The sequence below is a fragment of the Saccharolobus shibatae B12 genome (genome assembly GCF_019175345.1).
In the GTDB taxonomy this organism is placed as follows: Archaea; Thermoproteota; Thermoprotei_A; order Sulfolobales; family Sulfolobaceae; genus Saccharolobus; species Saccharolobus shibatae.
On sequence record NZ_CP077717.1, the window covers coordinates 580,393 to 597,980 of the forward strand.

The 17,588-nt window shown below is 35.9% G+C and carries 14 protein-coding genes and 3 pseudogenes; 10 read left to right on the forward strand and 7 right to left on the reverse strand.

The genetic code is table 11. The features are described 5' to 3' along the window. Nucleotides 1–276: 276 nt before the first annotated feature. The 3 genes and pseudogenes from J5U23_RS03320 to J5U23_RS03330 form a co-directional block, all read right to left on the reverse strand. Entirely contained in the window at nt 277–660 is a 384-nt protein-coding gene (locus J5U23_RS03320) for a putative metallopeptidase (RefSeq protein ID WP_218266952.1), read from the reverse strand. Beyond that, nucleotides 657–1,358, reverse strand: coding sequence for a creatininase family protein (locus tag J5U23_RS03325; protein ID WP_218266953.1), 702 nt, complete (start codon nt 1,356–1,358; stop codon nt 657–659). The genes J5U23_RS03320 and J5U23_RS03325 overlap by 4 nt, the downstream gene beginning before the upstream one ends. 129 nt (nt 1,359–1,487) lie before the next feature. Further along, nucleotides 1,488–2,717: pseudogene (locus tag J5U23_RS03330) on the reverse strand (RNA-guided endonuclease InsQ/TnpB family protein). A 169-nt stretch (nt 2,718–2,886) separates the two neighbouring features. Between J5U23_RS03330 and J5U23_RS03335 the strand changes: the two are divergent. From J5U23_RS03335 to J5U23_RS03350, 4 genes and pseudogenes are all read left to right on the forward strand, one after another. Beyond that, on the forward strand, nt 2,887–4,644 hold the full coding sequence (locus tag J5U23_RS03335) for an AAA family ATPase (RefSeq protein WP_218266954.1): 1,758 nt from the start codon (nt 2,887–2,889) through the stop codon (nt 4,642–4,644). A 207-nt stretch (nt 4,645–4,851) separates the two neighbouring features. Then, nucleotides 4,852–6,480 carry a hypothetical protein gene (locus J5U23_RS03340; protein ID WP_218266955.1) on the forward strand — a complete coding sequence of 543 codons (1,629 nt, stop codon included), beginning with the start codon at nt 4,852–4,854 and terminating at the stop codon, nt 6,478–6,480. A gap of 94 nt (nt 6,481–6,574) precedes the next feature. Then, a pseudogene (locus J5U23_RS03345) lies at nt 6,575–7,532 on the forward strand (mechanosensitive ion channel domain-containing protein). A 109-nt stretch (nt 7,533–7,641) separates the two neighbouring features. Further along, nucleotides 7,642–8,079: pseudogene (locus J5U23_RS03350) on the forward strand (STK_08120 family protein). Nucleotides 8,080–8,111: 32 nt separating this feature from the next. Here J5U23_RS03350 and J5U23_RS03355 read toward each other — a convergent pair. Both J5U23_RS03355 and J5U23_RS03360 read right to left on the reverse strand, forming a co-directional pair. Beyond that, nucleotides 8,112–8,426, reverse strand: a complete 315-nt coding sequence (locus J5U23_RS03355; protein WP_218266957.1) for a winged helix-turn-helix domain-containing protein — start codon at nt 8,424–8,426, stop codon at nt 8,112–8,114. 179 nt (nt 8,427–8,605) lie between these two features. Continuing rightward, nucleotides 8,606–9,625, reverse strand: coding sequence for a potassium channel family protein (locus J5U23_RS03360; RefSeq protein WP_218259449.1), 1,020 nt, complete (start codon nt 9,623–9,625; stop codon nt 8,606–8,608). A gap of 86 nt (nt 9,626–9,711) precedes the next feature. Here J5U23_RS03360 and J5U23_RS03365 point away from each other — a divergent pair, with 86 nt between their 5' ends. The 6 genes from J5U23_RS03365 to J5U23_RS03390 all read left to right on the forward strand — a co-directional run bounded on the left by J5U23_RS03365 (nt 9,712) and on the right by J5U23_RS03390 (nt 16,120). Continuing rightward, entirely contained in the window at nt 9,712–10,341 is a 630-nt protein-coding gene (locus J5U23_RS03365; RefSeq protein ID WP_218266958.1) for a molybdopterin-dependent oxidoreductase, read from the forward strand. After that, entirely contained in the window at nt 10,328–10,804 is a 477-nt protein-coding gene (locus tag J5U23_RS03370) for a hypothetical protein (RefSeq protein ID WP_218259451.1), read from the forward strand. The genes J5U23_RS03365 and J5U23_RS03370 overlap by 14 nt, the downstream gene beginning before the upstream one ends. Nucleotides 10,805–11,077: 273 nt before the next feature. Beyond that, the gene (fdhF, locus tag J5U23_RS03375) at nt 11,078–14,017 is read left to right on the forward strand and encodes a formate dehydrogenase subunit alpha (RefSeq protein ID WP_218266959.1); all 2,940 of its coding nucleotides are present in this window, start codon (nt 11,078–11,080) and stop codon (nt 14,015–14,017) included. Then, entirely contained in the window at nt 13,981–14,337 is a 357-nt protein-coding gene (locus J5U23_RS03380) for a DUF1641 domain-containing protein (RefSeq protein ID WP_218266960.1), read from the forward strand. Before fdhF ends, J5U23_RS03380 begins: the two co-directional genes overlap by 37 nt. Continuing rightward, the gene (gene fdhD, locus J5U23_RS03385) at nt 14,318–15,085 is read left to right on the forward strand and encodes a formate dehydrogenase accessory sulfurtransferase FdhD (RefSeq protein ID WP_218266961.1); all 768 of its coding nucleotides are present in this window, start codon (nt 14,318–14,320) and stop codon (nt 15,083–15,085) included. The genes J5U23_RS03380 and fdhD overlap by 20 nt, the downstream gene beginning before the upstream one ends. Before the next feature lie 96 nt (nt 15,086–15,181). After that, nucleotides 15,182–16,120, forward strand: coding sequence for a PEP/pyruvate-binding domain-containing protein (locus tag J5U23_RS03390; RefSeq protein ID WP_218259455.1), 939 nt, complete (start codon nt 15,182–15,184; stop codon nt 16,118–16,120). Here the strand turns inward: J5U23_RS03390 and J5U23_RS03395 are convergent. Together J5U23_RS03395 and J5U23_RS03400 are read right to left on the reverse strand one after the other, a co-directional pair. Next, a complete protein-coding gene (locus J5U23_RS03395) occupies nt 16,117–16,404 on the reverse strand; it encodes a ferredoxin family protein (RefSeq protein ID WP_012712409.1) in 288 nt (95 codons plus the stop codon). The two genes, J5U23_RS03390 and J5U23_RS03395, sit on opposite strands and share 4 nt — an antisense overlap. Then, complete coding sequence (locus J5U23_RS03400; RefSeq protein WP_218259456.1) at nt 16,401–17,588, reverse strand: NAD(P)/FAD-dependent oxidoreductase; 1,188 nt, start codon at nt 17,586–17,588, stop codon at nt 16,401–16,403. Before J5U23_RS03400 ends, J5U23_RS03395 begins: the two co-directional genes overlap by 4 nt.

Sequence of the window (17,588 nt, forward strand, 5' to 3'; positions counted from 1 at the left end):
AAAGCATTCCGTAAACGTAAAATAATATTATATACTGTGAACCTTGAAGAATTGCTTGTAAGGTAAGAATTAGTATAGTTCTTATATTACTTATTTTGTATAAGCATAAAACGTAGAGTATATAACTAAGCTTATTTCATTAATAATGAAAATTTATAAGATAGCAAGTTAAACATAACATTTATGTGTTATGAAAAATATGAGAAAGCTATGATACAGCAAAGGAAGGCTAAAAAACAGAGAGTAATTGAAACTATCCCAGTAAAGTAAGCTAGATTAAATCCTCTTTTCTTTTAATTCAATATATTTTTTATACAATTTGTTAACTTCTTTGCTATTCACCTTCTTTCCATGAGCTCTTAACCCACCGCTAAACTTGTATGGAATGTGAAGTATTTCATGAATCATTACTTTAATTTTATCCTCATTAGATAATCTGCTAAATCTTTCTGAAACTAGTTCTATTACGTAGAGGGGTTCTAAATTAAAAGTCTCAAGTACGATTTTGGGGACTGCCCAAATTCTAGCTATTGCCTTAGATTTAGCTCCATAAGAATCCACTACTCTTACTCTATCTAAATTAATGTAGTCTAATCCGAGAATAATAACAATATCTCTTAACAAATATTCACCTTCTCGAGACCTAATATACTTTATCATACCTTAAAGTTCAGTATCAACCATATTAACTTATCCACGGTATCAGCTAAGATCTTTTTGCCAAGCTCTTCATCAATTCGAATAGGTTTACCATCGTTTAGTACTCCGAATTGATTAGCTTCCTGTGTGGAATAATAAACGAATACTCCCTCTCTAACATCATAACTTTTTATCTCTTCTATTTTATTTAACCTCACTATTCTCTTATCTATTGCGTATATTTTTGATGTTTCTACTGTACCAGCGTGAAGATCGTTTACGTTAAATCGGAGTTTCTCCTCTTCACTAAATGTGTTAAAAATCATTACTTTAGCATCGTTATGTTTCATATTAAATTCCCTTTGAACTAATGGAAGAAAATAGGAATTCCCGCCATGACTGTTGACTATGATTATCCTCCTTAGTCCTAAATCCTTGAAAATACTTTCAAGTAAATCGTTAAATAACGAGATTGCAGTTTGAAAGGATAATGAGACGAAAGGAAAACCCTTGTGTTCTAAAGATACACCATAATATATGGTGGGAAAGAGTAGCGTAATCTCCTTTAATTTTTCCTCTGCTTTAGAAGCTACATACTCTGAAATTATACTATCAGTACCCATTGGCAAGTGGGGGCCATGTTGTTCTATACTTCCAACTGGCACTAATCCGACTAGATCCTCCCTTATCTCATCCCTTGCTATTTCTATTAATTTCATGTGATAAGAGTTTCCTAGTTGAAGAAAAATAGTTTACTAAATAAGTATCGTGAAGAAACTATAGAGTTTCGTTCTTGATAACTTAAATATTAAACTAGCTTTTCTCTTTGTTGGTCACTTCTTTGTGAGCTACTCCCTCCTGAAGGAGGAAGCTTCCTGCTTCACAACCCCACCTTGCCAGTACATCAGTACTGGTAGAGGGTGGAGTTCCACAGGCACTAAGGGTGGTTCCCACCCCGACCTACGCAAGATATTTAAAGAAGCATTGTAGTCACGGTCAGCTACCCAACCGCACTTAGGACAAGTAAAGATACGGTCAGCTAAAGTCAGGTCTTCCTTCACATATCCGCATTTAGCACATGTCTTCGACGTGTTTGATGGATTAACTAACACAAATTTCTTTCCATACTTCCCTATCTGATATTTGATTATATCCCTTAGTTCACCGAACGATACGTCATGTAACCTCATCCTAAGCTTCCTCAAGGACTTACCAACCAACTGCTTAATGTTAATATCCTCCATTACCACAACATCGTAGCTGAAAGCTAGATACTTCCCAATCTTCATGTATAAATCCTTCCTCAAGTTGGCTAAGTGCTCATATGCTCTTCCCAACCTAGCCTTGGCTTTAAACCAATTCTTGGAGAGGAACTTCTTCCTGGACAATTCCTTGTGCAGATACTTGATCTTACGGAGTGCTTTCTCGTAGAACTTGAAGTTGGGTAAATATTCACCATCTGAAGTTGTTAGGAGCTTTCCAACACCAACATCTATTGCCACTACATTGTTAGTCTTCGGAGCTTGCTGGAACACATAGTCTTCTACCACAAATGATATGTATACTCTTTCAGATTTAGTGAGCTTAACTACCACCCTCTTTACCTTGTCCAAGGGAAAGTCTCTGTGAACAATGACCTTGAAGATGCCTAAGTGGGACAAACTTAGCACGAGTAGTTTCTTTTTATTCTTTCTGCTTCTAGTCCTTATTTCCCTAGCGGAGAGTATTTTCTAGCCCGATTGTGGATATGTTAACGAGTACCACTTGTGGATTTTCTTTTCCTTTGGGTAACGTGCTAATTCTTGGAAGAATCTCTGTCTGGCTTCATATAAGCGGTCGGCTATTTGTTGTACCACTTGTGAATGGAGTTGTTTGTACTCCTTGTCTTGTTTTCTCAAGTCTAGGACTAACTGTCTTAACTCTGTTTTTGTTAGACCTTTTCCATCTCTTTGGTAGAAGTAGATGTCTGCCCATCGTAACGTGTTATATATCTCACATGCTAACTTCAACTGGGTTTTTAACACCCTCAAGGTTTGCTTGTCAGTGTAAGCCCTAAAACGAAACGTTACGATGGGCATTGAAAAAAGTTAACATTTTATATTTAAAAACTTAACTACAAAGGGGACTATCCATCTCCACTTTAAAAGGCGGAGTTTTTCGTCCCCTTTGAACCCCTTATCTTTATAAAAGTTAGAAAGTCTCGGGATCATATAAAGATAAAAAGTTTGAGAGGTAAAATTAAAATGTATGTCGACAGTGTCTTCTAATAACTCTAGTATACTTATAGGATTAAGCAATAATACCATACAGCTTATCTTAGAGATAATACTAACAATATTATTTTTTCTAGTTCCATTAATTTTCTGGTTTTATTTCTCAAGGAGGATGATGATAGGGAATGCTACTAGAAGTAGAAGACCTAAGATTTATATTCCTAATATTAGATGGGATGAGGTATATGATTTGAAAGAAGTTAAAATGAGATTAGAAGAGATAGCTAAAATGGTTCAAGAGGGAAGGGCATATGGTGTTATACTCTTTGGCCCCCCTGGAACTGGTAAAACAACAATTGCGAAAGCTTTAGCGAATAAATTAGGCTGGGCTTACTTTGAGTTAAGACCAAGTAAAATATTAAGCAAGTGGTATGGTGAGAGTGAACTCTTGTTAGATAATTTCTTTGACCAAGTAGAGATGAACACGCCAGCTGTTGTCTTCATAGACGAATTAGATAGCCTAGCCATGAGTAGGCAAAGTGATTTGCATGAGGTTACTCATAGGTTAGTAAATATAATGTTAATGAGACTTCAAGATTTACACGATAAGAGCTTAAGGGTGATAATAATTGGAGCAACGAATGTACCTCAAGAAATTGATGAAGCGTTTTTAAGACCTGGAAGATTTGACGAAGTAATTTACGTAGCATTACCGGATGAGAAGAGTAGAGAGGAGATATGGAGGGGTTATATAAAGAGAGAAGATATCGACTATTCCTTATTGGCAAAGAGGAGTGAGAGATTTTCTCCTGCAGACATTAAGAACGTTGTCGATAAGGTATTGAGTAAGAATAATAGTCCAAAAACTGAGGACTTTCTACGAGAGATTGAAAATTACAAACCCTCTATTCAACTTTCAACCATAATTAAATTTGAAAATGTTGCTAGAAAGTACGAGAGGAGTAAACTAATAATAAAGACGTATGGTGTTCCCAACATTTCTTGGAACGATTTAGGGGATTTAGAGGAGGTTAAGAGGATAATAAGGGAGTCCATAGTATTGCCAATAACCAACAAGGAGTTTGCAGAGAAACTGGGAATATATCCGGTTAAAGGCATACTGTTATATGGCCCACCTGGGACTGGAAAAACTAGTATTGCCAAGGCCCTAGCTAATGATCTGAGGTTTAATTTCATAGAACTGTCTGGTGAAGAGGTAAGTAGTGCTGGTCCTCTAGATGCCCCAAAGATTATAGCTGAGAAATTCTACATTGCACTAGATAATGCCCCGGCAATAATATTCATTGATGAAATAGATATGATAGCTAGAAATAGAATGGCTAATGAGTGGAGAAATGCCTTGACTGAATTACTAAGGCAAATGGATGGTTTAAGGGAAATTCACAACGTAATAGTCGTTGGTGCCACTAACAGACCTTGGGACCTAGACCCCGCAATATTGAGAGCTGGAAGATTTGATAAGATAATTTACGTCCCTCCGCCAGATAAGGATGGGAGAGAGAAAATATTACAAGTATTAATTAAGGATTTGATTATTAGTAAAAATATTATTTCTAAGGTTGCTGAACTTACTGAGAATTACACCCCAGCAGATTTAAAATTAGTAGTGGAGGAGATAAAGAGGAATTTACTAAAGGAGGCATCAATCAGTGGTAATTTGAGGACTGAAGTAAAACTGGAGGACTTCATGGATGTATTGAAGAGAGTAAAGGCGAGCTTAGATAGACAAACGTTGATGATGTACGAGAAATTCGGATTTGAAAGAAGATAATGTTTGAGAAAAAGTTTAATCCCAAAAACGATTAAGATAATAGCGTGAAAAATTGGATTAAAGGGCTTATTGGTTTCTCTCTATTTTTAATCCTACTAGAAGCCATGCTTCTGTATAGTGTTAAATTGGTCTCATATCCTTTCCTTCTTTACTCGTCCCTTCTATATTTCTTAGCTTTATTATTAGCACTGTATCTTGGTGATTTCAATGAACCTAAAAGGACTAATAAAAAGAGATGATATAATTTACCTATCAATATTTGTACTAGTATTTTTAATAGCCCTAAGAAACTATATAATATCCCCTCCTTACACTCTGGGAGATACTACAATACTTCCCCCAACTAATCCAGGATTATACACGCCATCAGCCATAATACAATATTATTTATCCCTCTTGATTGGTGAGAACAATTTAATAAAAACGTTAAACTTTCTCGCCTTCATAATAGCACCAACTTCGATCTACTTTACGTTAGGGAGAAAAGGTGATCTATTTAAAAGACTGATTTTACCTTTGATCTTCACATTAAACCCTATTGCCATTTCAATATTTTATACTGGAGATGGTGAAAGTATACTTTTAGTTTACTCATTACAACCATTAGTGTATTATCTCACGTATAAGATGTTATATGACGTAAAGAATAGATTCAAATATCTAATCTACTTGAGTATTGTAGAGGTAATAGGTCAAATCTTCTTTTTTCAAATGTTCCTCTTCTCTTTCTTTTTTCAATTACCCTTTATCCTACTATCCATCAGGGAAAGAAAATACATGTTTTTCCTATATCCTATTCTAGCTGATCTTCTGGGATTTCTATCCGAACTATCATGGGAGATTTACCTATACATTGGCGTTGTCCCTGACGTGTTAGTTTCACCAGCAAACACTTTAGTAAGATTAGGGTTAGCCTATTATTCAACAATAGTATCAGCGCTCTTATTTGCGATTGTGATAATAACTGCATTTATTTATAAGAATAAATACGCTCTAGCAACTATTACCTCGCTAGGATTTCTGCTGGTAATTTACGCTATTTTGCAGAATTTCCAATTTAATATTCCAATCATTTCTGCATTGCTTGCTGCTATAACAACTTTCCAAACTAAGGTATACCTACTAAGTTTTGGTCTTCTGGACCTAAGTTTATTTTATCTAAAAAGGACTAGGGAGTTCACAATACCTTTACTCTTCTTGTTATTGATAGTCCTCCTTACCAATACCGGAGGATTACAAGCAACTACTTATTCAATTTTCTCCTTTAATCCACAACCAGTACCTACTTGGTATTATGAACTTTACGACTACTTAGCTCAAAATAACCCTAACAATGTTTACTCTCTAGTAACGCAATATCAATACATACAATATTTGCCGGGGTTTAGCGGCTTCATTTATAATCCTAGTTTTGTGCATAACCTCACTAACCCGTTTTACGGAATGAAATATCTTCTCTCAACATCGCAAATGAATTATGCTGAGTTAAAACTAGTGAAAACGTTCGGTCCAATTCTAGTGTACTATAACGAGAATTTTACTGGACTAGTGCATTACTTAAATGGAAGTCCAGTTAGTAATTATAGCATTTCCAATGAAGAGATTAAAATTTATGGTGATGCACCACCTTACGTAGTCTCATTACCGTATTCAAGCTATTGGAGTAATGCTGAAAACTACGAAGGTTTTCTTGAACTTAACAGTAATGTTTCCCAGAATTCTCTTACGATTTTATTACATGAATTATTTTTTGTAAGCCTATTTTTCCTTATCTTGCCTTTTGTTCTTTTGATCTTTGAAAAAACTCCCATGAAGAGTCTCATAGTCGGCCGCTGACACGACCTTCATTCTCAATCTTCATGGGAATCTATATATATATATTATGATTTTTTGCTATTTTTATGTTTGCCTAAAATCTTCTACAGTTATTATGGTTCTTCTTGGCTTATATCAATTACTTCAGTAAAAATACTCTGATAACGCTTATTACTCATTGTATGAAGTTTTATAGTATGGACTATAAGCCCTTTATAAAAATTCTTCTCACTCTAGTAATTCTGGCTCTTGTGGATTATTTAGCTAGTATAATTTTAAAGGCACTAGTGTTTTTCTTTCCTCAAATATCCACCTATACCTCTGATGCCCTTACAGCAATAACGGTTATTATAATAGCCATAGGCGGTTTTTACATTATAAGAATTTTACAAGGTTTAATTTACAATCAACTACTGGCAAAATTGGAGAAAAGTACAGCTTCTAGCATAAAAGTCGCCCTTGATATTGTATTTTATACTATCCTTGTTCTTGTAATACTAGCAGCGTTAAAGGTTAACTTAACTGGAGTACTAGTTGGTGGAGCTGTGGGTGGTATAGTAATTGGTTTGGCAGTCCAAACAATTGCCCAAAATATTCTATCAGGATTATTAGTAACGTCTAGCAGAACCATAAGGCTAAACGATTCCGTTTCACTAATATCATGGATATGGGGAAACCCAATAATTGGGGAAGTCAGTAAGATATCACTACTCTTCACAGAAATTAGGACAATTAATGGAAACGTTATTAAGATACCTAATTCCGCTTTTCTAGGAAATACTGTATTTCAAAAATTGGAATCTGAACAATCCTTAACATACCCTTACCAATTACTGGTTAATGCAGATGTACCAGCTAACGACTTACTTAATTTAGCCAAGGCACATATTGCTGATTCCTTCTCTAAAATGAGTATCAGATTGCCGGAAATTTTCTTCACGGGAAAAAATGGAGGTACGAACGCTTTCACTGTAATTTTACATTTTAATGATATAAATCAACTCAATGGTATATTAAGCTTAGTAAATGAAGCCTTTGATAAGGCATATTGGGAACTTAAGAAAAAGAGTTAAATAATAATAAAAATGAGTGTAGTACTAAAATAGAAATGTATGAAAAGATTCTATTATAGATTATAGTTTAAACTTTATTATACACAAGATCACATTAATATATAATGGAATAATAAAAGAGACAATAAAGACCAAACATGATATCGATGCAGTATTCAAAATACTGGCTGATCCAGAATTTCTCATACCTTTAGTTCTACCAGTTAGGAAATTTCTTCTAAGTTCTGACAAATTATATAGGCACTATATGCTCAGCCTTTGACAGACTGGGTTTGCAACCGTAGGAGGTATGAAGGGGAACATAGGAGGATTACCAGTTGTTTTCCAAGGTAGAGAATATGTGGAATCCTATACAATTAATTACGTAATCGAATTTTATAGACCACCCAGTGTCTCCGGGAAAATAAATATTCAAGCTATCGAAGATAAAATAAATATTACCGTACTATTCCAGAATTTATATATAATATATTTGCCACTAAGGGTATATATATCCAATAAATTAAATGAACTAGAGAAAACATTTGATAAGAAAATTAGATTATAGGGAATAAAGAGAAAACTCTAGCTTCATATTGTTCATCGAGTGTTGGTTTTTAGAAGTTCAATGACTTTCTCTTTAGCTAAATTTAAATTCTCCCTTATCTTAATAAACTCTTCAATATGCGTCCTCAGTAATTTACCCTTTTCAGTTATTTCATAAATCCTTTTTCCATTTTCAGTTTTAATGCTTAAAGCGCCTACTTTTATTAATCGATCTAAATATTTTTGAGCTACCAAATAATTTATACCCGCACCATATATTACCCTTGTAACACCACATTCTGGATCACAACTCCTCAATATATCAAGCATTATTTCCATTGTTCCTCTTTTACGTCGTTCAACTTGCATATAATAATATATAAGTAGAAGTTTATAAACATTATCGGAAAATTTAATAACAGCGAAAATATTATAGGAATACGTTGAAATTTAGAACACAATATATAAACACAATAAGAAATTGTCATGATAAAAATTTTTATGGCAAACTAGCGAGCATGTTAAAGCAAATTTTAGAAAAGCTTATTTTAATCCGGCAATTCTAGCAACTCCCTAACCTTTTGAAAAGTCGACGGATTTCCTAAGATTATCAGCTGATCTCCAAGTTTTAGCTCGGTATCCTTATTGAAATAAGGGTCTATTTTATTATTCCTTATAATAGCCAACGGAACTACTTCACTAGGTAAATCGCTAATCTTCTTCGCTTTTTTGACTTCAAAGATTCCAATTATCATATCTCCAGTCCTTTCTGGAAATATTAAGCCTGCGATATTGGTTGAGAGTGCTGCACTGGCAGCTATTCTGCCTATAATATCTTCTCTAGGTATTACCAAATCTGCACCAGCTGTCTTAAAGAGATCAGTTAACGAGTAATCCCTAACTGCAACTATTACCTTAAGAGGAGGGTTAAGTTTCTGTAACTTAAGTGTTATTAATAGAGCCTCCATATCGTTTTCCATTATGACTATAGCGTTTTTTGCGTAACTGACACCAGCTGAAATTAAGTTATTATCATCCTTAGGATCACCTAGAATTACCGCATCTCCTCTAATATTGTTCGCAATGTCTTTAGAGCTGGTCAGCACAATGTAATCCACACCAAGTCTATTTAGCCTCCTAACGGCACTTAGTATTTCGCTACCGTTGCCTATTAAAATAGTATGACCTTTCATATGTCTGCCTCTCCATCTAGCTTTTGCGTCATTCCATGTAGCTCTACTTATTAAGGTAGCTACAATACTCTGTATTATGCTAGTATATAATCCTACCGCAAGAATAATAGTTAACGTTAGTATTATCTTTTCGGTAGAAGTCATTTGGTAAATGTTTGGTGAATATAATCCTACTGTGGTTACAACGTTCACTCCAGCGTATATAGCGGAAATCCAGTCTAAATGCTGATAGTTCACAAAAACTATTGCATTAATGAGTACTGCCAAACCTAATAACACAATCTGAATATAGATTCTCTTAAATACTGAATATGGTGCCACAAGATTTTCCAAGATCGGTATAACTATCCTATTCCAAATTTTGTCCTTGTCCACAAATATGAGTATAATATTATTGATATTTTAAACAATCGCTTAGATTTGGGAAAAATCCTTAATAGCTTAACCTTGCTATTTCACTTATGAAGCTAACAAATAGGAGGAATTTCTTAAAATTACTCCTCATATCCTCATCGTTGTTGGTCTTGGGTAGGTTATCAATTAGTGAAATGCAACATGCTCAAAATGGTTTAACACCATTTGGTTCTTGGTATGTAGTTCAATACAGTCAAGTCGTACCAGATATTCTACTGAGTAACTACGTTTTAACGGTGGATGGTGAGGTCGAGAACCCGGTACAATTAACTTATCAAGATTTACTTACCATGCCTTCAATTGAGGTTAAGGATACAATACAATGCGTTTCGGACCCCTATTTTCTCAGGGCAAATGTAGTTTGGAAGGGAGTGCCATTAAGCAATATAATCGACATGGTTAAACCTAAGCCTAGTGTAATAAAAATAGTTGGTTACGGTGCTGATGGCTACACTGCAGATTTGCCTATAGAAAAGGCAAATGATCCAAATGTGCTAGTAACTTACATGGCTGATGGTAAACCATTGCCACAAGTTCATGGATATCCAGTTAGGCTTTCAGTACCAGGGTGGTGGGGTTATACTTACATTAAATGGCTAGTTAGGCTTCATTTCACATCTAAAAACATTTTAGGCTATTGGGAATCTCTGGGGTACCCTGATTATGCGAAAAAGTAACATTGGAATGATTATTTCTGCAATAATTCCATCATTTACGTTAATTTACCAACCGGTTTGGATATTAGGACTAATGATAGGTTCCATATCTTCTACTAAGGCCTTTGATCCAACTTTTAAGGATTCGATTTACAGCCCTAATTTTCGAAAAGATACGTCGATAATTCTACTAATATTGTCCATCTTAGAGGGTATTTCGGGATTCGGCGCGGGTCCACAAACTTCAAATATAATTAGTACATTAACTTTTAACTTGTTAAATAGGGGAAACTCTTTAGAATTGCATCTAGTTCTAATAATTCCATTGGCACTAGTCTTCATCTTACACACCGTCTCTGGATTTGGGTCACTATTACTTTCAAAAGGTATTAAAAATCCGCTATTATTCAAATACGTCATCCCTTTTGTTTGGATAATAATGTATCTCGTGGTAGTCTATTTGGATCTATATTACTTTTTATGACTTAAATGGCCATTTTTAATAGGAAAATTTCCAAAATTAATAATAAAGATTTATATATGTGTATAAAGTAATGTAGATTATGTATCCTAAAAAGGGAAAATATTATACAATACGAAAGACATCAATCTGTCATTCGGGTTACGGAATATTTGAATGTGAAGACGAGGAGAAATGTACCCTAATAGCGTGCACCTATGTAAGTAATTTATCAAGCCCCTTATTTTTAACTCCTGAAAATTTTAGTTAAGAAACTTTTTAAGAGCCCCATAAGAGATGATTTTTGTGTCAATAAAATTAGCTATAGATAATAAAGAGATTGTAGCTAACGAAAGAGAGACAATTTTATCAGTCCTAAAGAGGAATGGTATTTACATTCCACACATATGTTACAATGAAGGACTAGTTCCCATAGAAAGCTGTGATTCCTGCCTAGTTGAGGTTAATGGGAAACTAGTTAGAGCTTGCTCAACAAGGGTCGAAGATGGAATGAATATTTCAGTCAACTCTAAGAGAGCGATGGAAGCAAGAAAGACAGCAATCTCAAGGATACTGAGATATCATAAGTTGTACTGCAGTATGTGTGAAAATAATAATGGGGATTGCGTTCTTCACGAGTCTGTAATAAAATTGAATATTAACTCTCAGAAGTACATTGAAAAGCCTTATCAAGTTGACGATAGTGGACCCTTCTATGTATATGATCCATCTCAATGTATATTATGTGGAAGATGTGTTGAGGCTTGCCAAGATTTTGCAGTAAACGAGGTAATATGGATTAATTGGGATCTCAATCCCCCAAGGGTAGTTTGGGATAATGGTAATCCAATAGGTAACTCCTCATGCGTCAATTGTGGTACATGTGTTACTGTTTGCCCAGTTAACGCATTAATGGAGAAGTCAATGTTAGGGGAGGCTGGATATCTCACTTGGATTAATAAGGATTTAAAGAAAAAGGCAATAGAGGCTATAGGGAAAGCTGAGGATAACTTTAGCTTATTAATGACTTTTAGTGAAATTGAGGCTAATGCTAGAAGTTCGCAAATAAAAAAGACTAAAACAGTGTGTATATACTGTGGTGTTGGATGTTCATTTGAGGTTTGGACCAAGGGTAGAAAGATATTAAAAGTTGAGCCAAAACCAGAATCTCCTGCAAATGGTATTCTAACTTGCGTAAAGGGTAAGTTTGGATGGGATTTCGTAAATAGTCCGGAGAGAATTACTAAGCCTTTAATAAGGGAAGGAGATAGATTTAGAGAAGCTAGTTGGGATGAGGCAATCTCGTACATAGCTAAAAGATTAAAGGAGATCAAGGAGAGGTATGGTCCAGATTCCATAGGTTTCATAGCCTCAGACAAGATGAGCAATGAAGAGGCATATCTATTACAGAAACTGGCAAGAGGTATAATAGGTACTAATAATGTAGATAACTCAGCAAGGTATTGTCAAGCTCCAGCAACAATTGGGTTATGGAGAACAGTGGGAATAGGTGCCGATTCGGGTACAATTAAGGACATTGAAAACGCTAACCTAATTATAATTGTTGGACACAATACCACTGAGAGTCATCCCGTGATAGGAAGTAAGGTAAAGAGGGCTAAGAAGATTAAGGGTTCAAAGATTGTGGTAATCGACGTTAGGAAACACGAGATTGCTGAAAAGGCTGACTTGTTTATCAAACCTAAGCCTGGTACTGATGCAGCAGTTTTAGCTGGTGTTACTAAATACCTTATTGATCAAGGATGGGTTGATAAGGAATTTATCGATAAGAAGGTTTATGGCTTTGAGGAGTTTAAGGAATCCATTAAGGGATTCACATTAGATTACGTGGAAAGTATAACAGGTGTTCCTAGAGAGCAAATAGTTAAACTTGCTGAAATGGTTCATAATGCAAGTAGTGTAGCAGTGCTATGGGGAATGGGAGTAACTCAACATTTAGGCGGAGCTGATACTTCAACGATAATTTCAGACCTATTGCTCATAACTGGAAATTACGGGAAGCCGGGTAGTGGGGCATTCCCAATGAGAGGTCATAACAACGTTCAAGGAGTTAGTGATTTCGGTTGTTTACCTAATTATTTACCCGGATATCAAAAACTAGAGGATGAAAATGTAATAGGGAAATTCGAGGAAGCTTGGGGTGTTAAGTTAAACAGAAAAGCTGGATTACAGATTCCAGAAATGATTGAAGGTGTACTGGAAGGGAAAACTCGCGCGCTATATATAGTTGGCGAGGATACTGTAATGGTTGATTGTGGAACTCCTTTAACTAAACAAGCTTTAGAGAAAATAGACTTCCTAGTGGTACAAGATATGTTCATGACTGAGACTGCAAAGCTAGCTGATGTAATATTGCCTGCAGCTGCTAGCCTAGAGAAGGATGGTACGTTCGTTAATACTGAAAGGAGAATACAAAGGTTTTACAAGGCTATGGAACCAATGGGTGATTCTAAACCTGACTGGGAAATAATACAAATGGTTGCTAACGCGTTAGGAGCCAATTGGAGCTATAAACATCCAGCAGAGATAATGGATGAGATAGCAAAACTATGTCCTATATTCGCTGGGGTTAGCTATTCAAGATTAGAAGGGTTTAATAGTCTATTATGGCCTGTTAATGAGGATGGTAGCGATACTCCACTGCTTTACACAAATGCCTTTGCTACTAAAGATGGTAAGGCTATACTTTATCCGTTAACTTGGAAGCCACCGGAACTTAAGGATGAGGTTCACAAAGTGACTGTAAATACTGGAAGGGTATTAGAGCACTTCCATGTAGGTAATATGACTAGGAGAGTTGAGGGTTTGAGGAGAAAAGTTCCCGAGACGTTTGTAGAGGTATCTAAAGAGTTAGCCTCTAAGTACGCCATCAAAAACGGTGACCTTGTGCTTGTCAAGTCCAAATTCGGTGGAGAAATTAGAGCAAGGGCTATAGTTAGTGATAGGGTAGAGGGCGAAGAAATCTTCATACCTCTATATGCATCTGATCCTTCCAAAGGTGTAAATAACTTGACTGGGTTAGTGATAGATAAGGCTAGTGGAACCCCAGGGTATAAGGATACGCCGGTTGTTATCGAGAAAATAGAGGAGGGCAAGGGTGAAAGCCCCTTACCCTTAGATAATTGGAGATTTCACGTGAATGAAAGGAGAAGACAAATAGGCATAGAGGTGGAGAAGAAATGGAAGAGGGAGGAGTTCAAACCATTGACAAGCTAATTGAACAATTAATTGAGAGTAGAGAGGCCATCGAGAGCTTTTTAAAACTAATTAACGCTCTACAAAAGACTGGGATCTTGCCATTGCTAGTAGGAATTGTGAATAGTCTCGACCACAATTTGGCCTTTTTAGCCGAGCAAAACGCAATGTTGATAAGGAATGTTAATGTAATATATGGTGTACTTAGTGGGAAAGAGGAAGCTAAGGATATTAGTTTAACTGAATTAATTAAACAGCTTAACGACCCAGACGTAAAGAGAGGACTATACTTATTACTAAAGATACTTAAGGCGATTGGAAGTGCAGGTAAAGAAGTTTAACTTAGTAAGGGTTAAGGAGAATGAGGAATATAAGGATAACGATTTCGTTGCAGTAGAGGAACCATTAAATATTAGGGTTTGTTATGAAAAGTGTGAAGATTTCGCCATAATAATGAGAACACCAGGGGATGATAAGGAACTCTCGTTAGGTTTTTTATACTCTGAAGGTGTAATAAACTCTATTCGTGATGTTGAAAGTGTTGAGCAAGTGAAAGATAACGTTGTCGAGGTTAGATTGAATAAACCAGTTAAAGTGAGGATAAGGGACTTAATTGTGAATTCAAGTTGTGGAGTTTGTGGTAGAGCCTTTCTATATACGTTAAATATACTCAAGTCGGATCTGAAAGTCAAAAAAGAGCTGATTTTTTCATTTCCAGAGAAATTGAGAGAGAAACAGAGTGTGTTTAACGTTAGCGGAGGTCTCCACGCTACAGCGTTATTTGATCCCAACGGAGAATTATTACTTATATATGAGGATGTGGGAAGACATAACGCTGTTGATAAGGTTATTGGTAAACTTCTATTAGAGGATAAGGTTCCAGCAAGTAATTACATTATGCAAGTTAGTGGAAGGTTAGGATATGAGATCGTTAGCAAAGGGATAAAAGCTGGAATACCGATAATATGCGGAATTTCAGCTCCTACCAGCCTAGCTATAGAAATTGCCGAAGAAGCTGGACTAACTCTCATAGGCTTTTTAAGGGGAAAAAGTTTCAACATTTACACCCATGATGAAAGGATATTTTAGATATAAATATCCATCCCAGCCGGAGAGGTTTTCGGTTATAACTTTTTAACACTATTAATAGGTAGTATTTTAAACCTATCTATCAAAATGTAACTTATGAATTATACATACTTGCTAGAGGAAGTTAGTTTATCCATGGTTTCAATTGTAGGTAGAAAAAGCGCTTACCTAGGTGAATTATATAAGATGGGATTTAACATTCCTAAAGGGTTCATAGTGTCGTCAAGAGGAGTAAATGAGGCAATTAAGGATCTTGATGATGAAATAAGAGGAATACTGTCTTCTGTCAATTTAAACGATACAACAGATCTCGAAAAGAAAAGTGAAATGATCAAAAACATGATCATTATGTCGAAATTGCCTGAGGAAATGGAAAAAGAAATATACGAGAGATTCTCTCAACTGGGTTCAAAATACGTCGCAGTAAGGGCTACAGCTACATCTCCACTAAGTGGTGCAAGTTTCGCTGGTGAGTATGAAACTGATCTATTTGTTACTCAAGAAAATCTCATTCCGAGTATTAAGAGAGTTATTGCGTCGTATTTTAACCCAAGGGCAATAGCTTATAGAATTCTTACTCATAATGAAGCTGGAATGGCAATTTTCGTCCAAACAATGATAAATCCGGTTAGTGCAGGGACTGCGTTCTCAATACATCCCATAACTGAAGAACCAGATTACGTATTTATAGAGTCATCTTTTGGTCTAGGCGAAAGCGTAACAAGAGGCATGGTCACTCCAGATCAATACATAGTGAGCAAGGCTACTAGATCACTGGTAAGTAAAAGGATTTCTGAGAAGGTCATAAAACTAACTTACGATTTTGAGGACAGAAAGATAAAGAGCGTAGAACTGAGTAAGGAGGAAGCATCAGCTGAAAGCCTAAGTGATAATGATGCCATAAGGATTGCAAACATGGTTATAGCTGTAGAAAATATATTTAAGAGAAATATAAATATTGAATGGGCAATGGAAGATAAAAAAGTGTACTTATTGGAAGTGAGAGGGATTAGGCGATTATACCCCGAATTTTAACCATACCTTAATGCTATGCCTAACCCATACCTTGGATACTTCCAAGAGATGTTAGAATAGGGACAAGCAATCCTACAAGCACCACATTCCACACAATTCTCATATGATACTACAATTCTTTTATCTATCCATGAGTAGACGTTTGCAGGGCAGACTGCAATACAAGGTTGGGGAACTCCGTTAACTTCTTCACATTTAAGGCATTTATTGGGATCGATTATGGCTAAATGAGGTTGCTCGTCTTTCTTATATCTTAAAGTGTAAAGTTTTTCCTCTACTCTCATGACTTAAATACCCCCATACCCAATAATAAGTGTTTAAGTAGTTTAGACGTGTCCAATTTAACTTTAGAAAAGTCACTGTAAACCCAACCGTGCAGAAGATCATTAATTGTTTTCACATAATATTTGAAATTCTCCTCCTCTATTAACTCCTTCACTAATGGTCTCCCATTCACAACTCTTCTAACTTCCCTATTTTTCATCAATTCACTTTCATATTTACTGCATTCATAAGATTCTAACGCTGCCTTCCCTGCAACTACTCCAGAGGCCACTGCGGGACCTATACCATTAAATGTTAATGGATCCACCAGACCTATTGCATCTCCAGCCAAATAAACCTTACCTGAACAAGCTTTCCAAGATGGGAATCCATATTCTGGTATAACCTTTGCAGAGTACTCTCTGAGTGACGCTCCTTTGATCAACTCGTTAAAGCCCAATCTCTCCTTGACCTCATCTAATACAGTATAAGGTGTTATTTTTCTCTTTATAAGTATCTTCATCGGAATTCCAGCACCTATTGCCACTGCATCCTTATATACGTAAAGAAATCCCGCGTATGGAACTGGGTCTGTCCCTAATATCCTCCAACTCACACCCTCATCATCAGCCTTGAATCCAAATCGCTTATTAACTTCATCCTTATTTAAACTATAGACCTCTTTAACAGTCTGCGCAGCATGATCTGGGGTTAGATCAGGTCTTATATTAGCTTTCATTGAAACTAGGGCGTTAACACCCTCAGCTAATACTACTCTATCTGCCCTTACTTCTCCCCTGTCAGTCTCTACCTTATATTCATTTCCCTCCCTTTCAACTCCTAACACAGTCGTTTTTGTTATCAGTAGTGCTCCAGCCTTTTCTGCCTGTTGAGCCATCCATTTATCTAATTTTAACCTTGCAACAGTTGCTAAATTTGATTCAACATTTACACTGATTCTCGTTCTACTTGAGTCACTTAGTAAAATCAAATCCACATTCTTTACTTTTCTCTCTATTGGTATAGAAGCTATGTCATAAACTGAAGAGAAATCGTCTAGCCTTATCATAGCTCCGGAAACGTTTTTGGAACCTGGTTCTGGACCTCTTTCTAATAATAGAACTTTGGCTCCTCCTTTAGCTGCTGTTATGGCAGCGGATGAACCAGCTGGTCCAGCTCCAACTACAACTATATCGAACTTCAT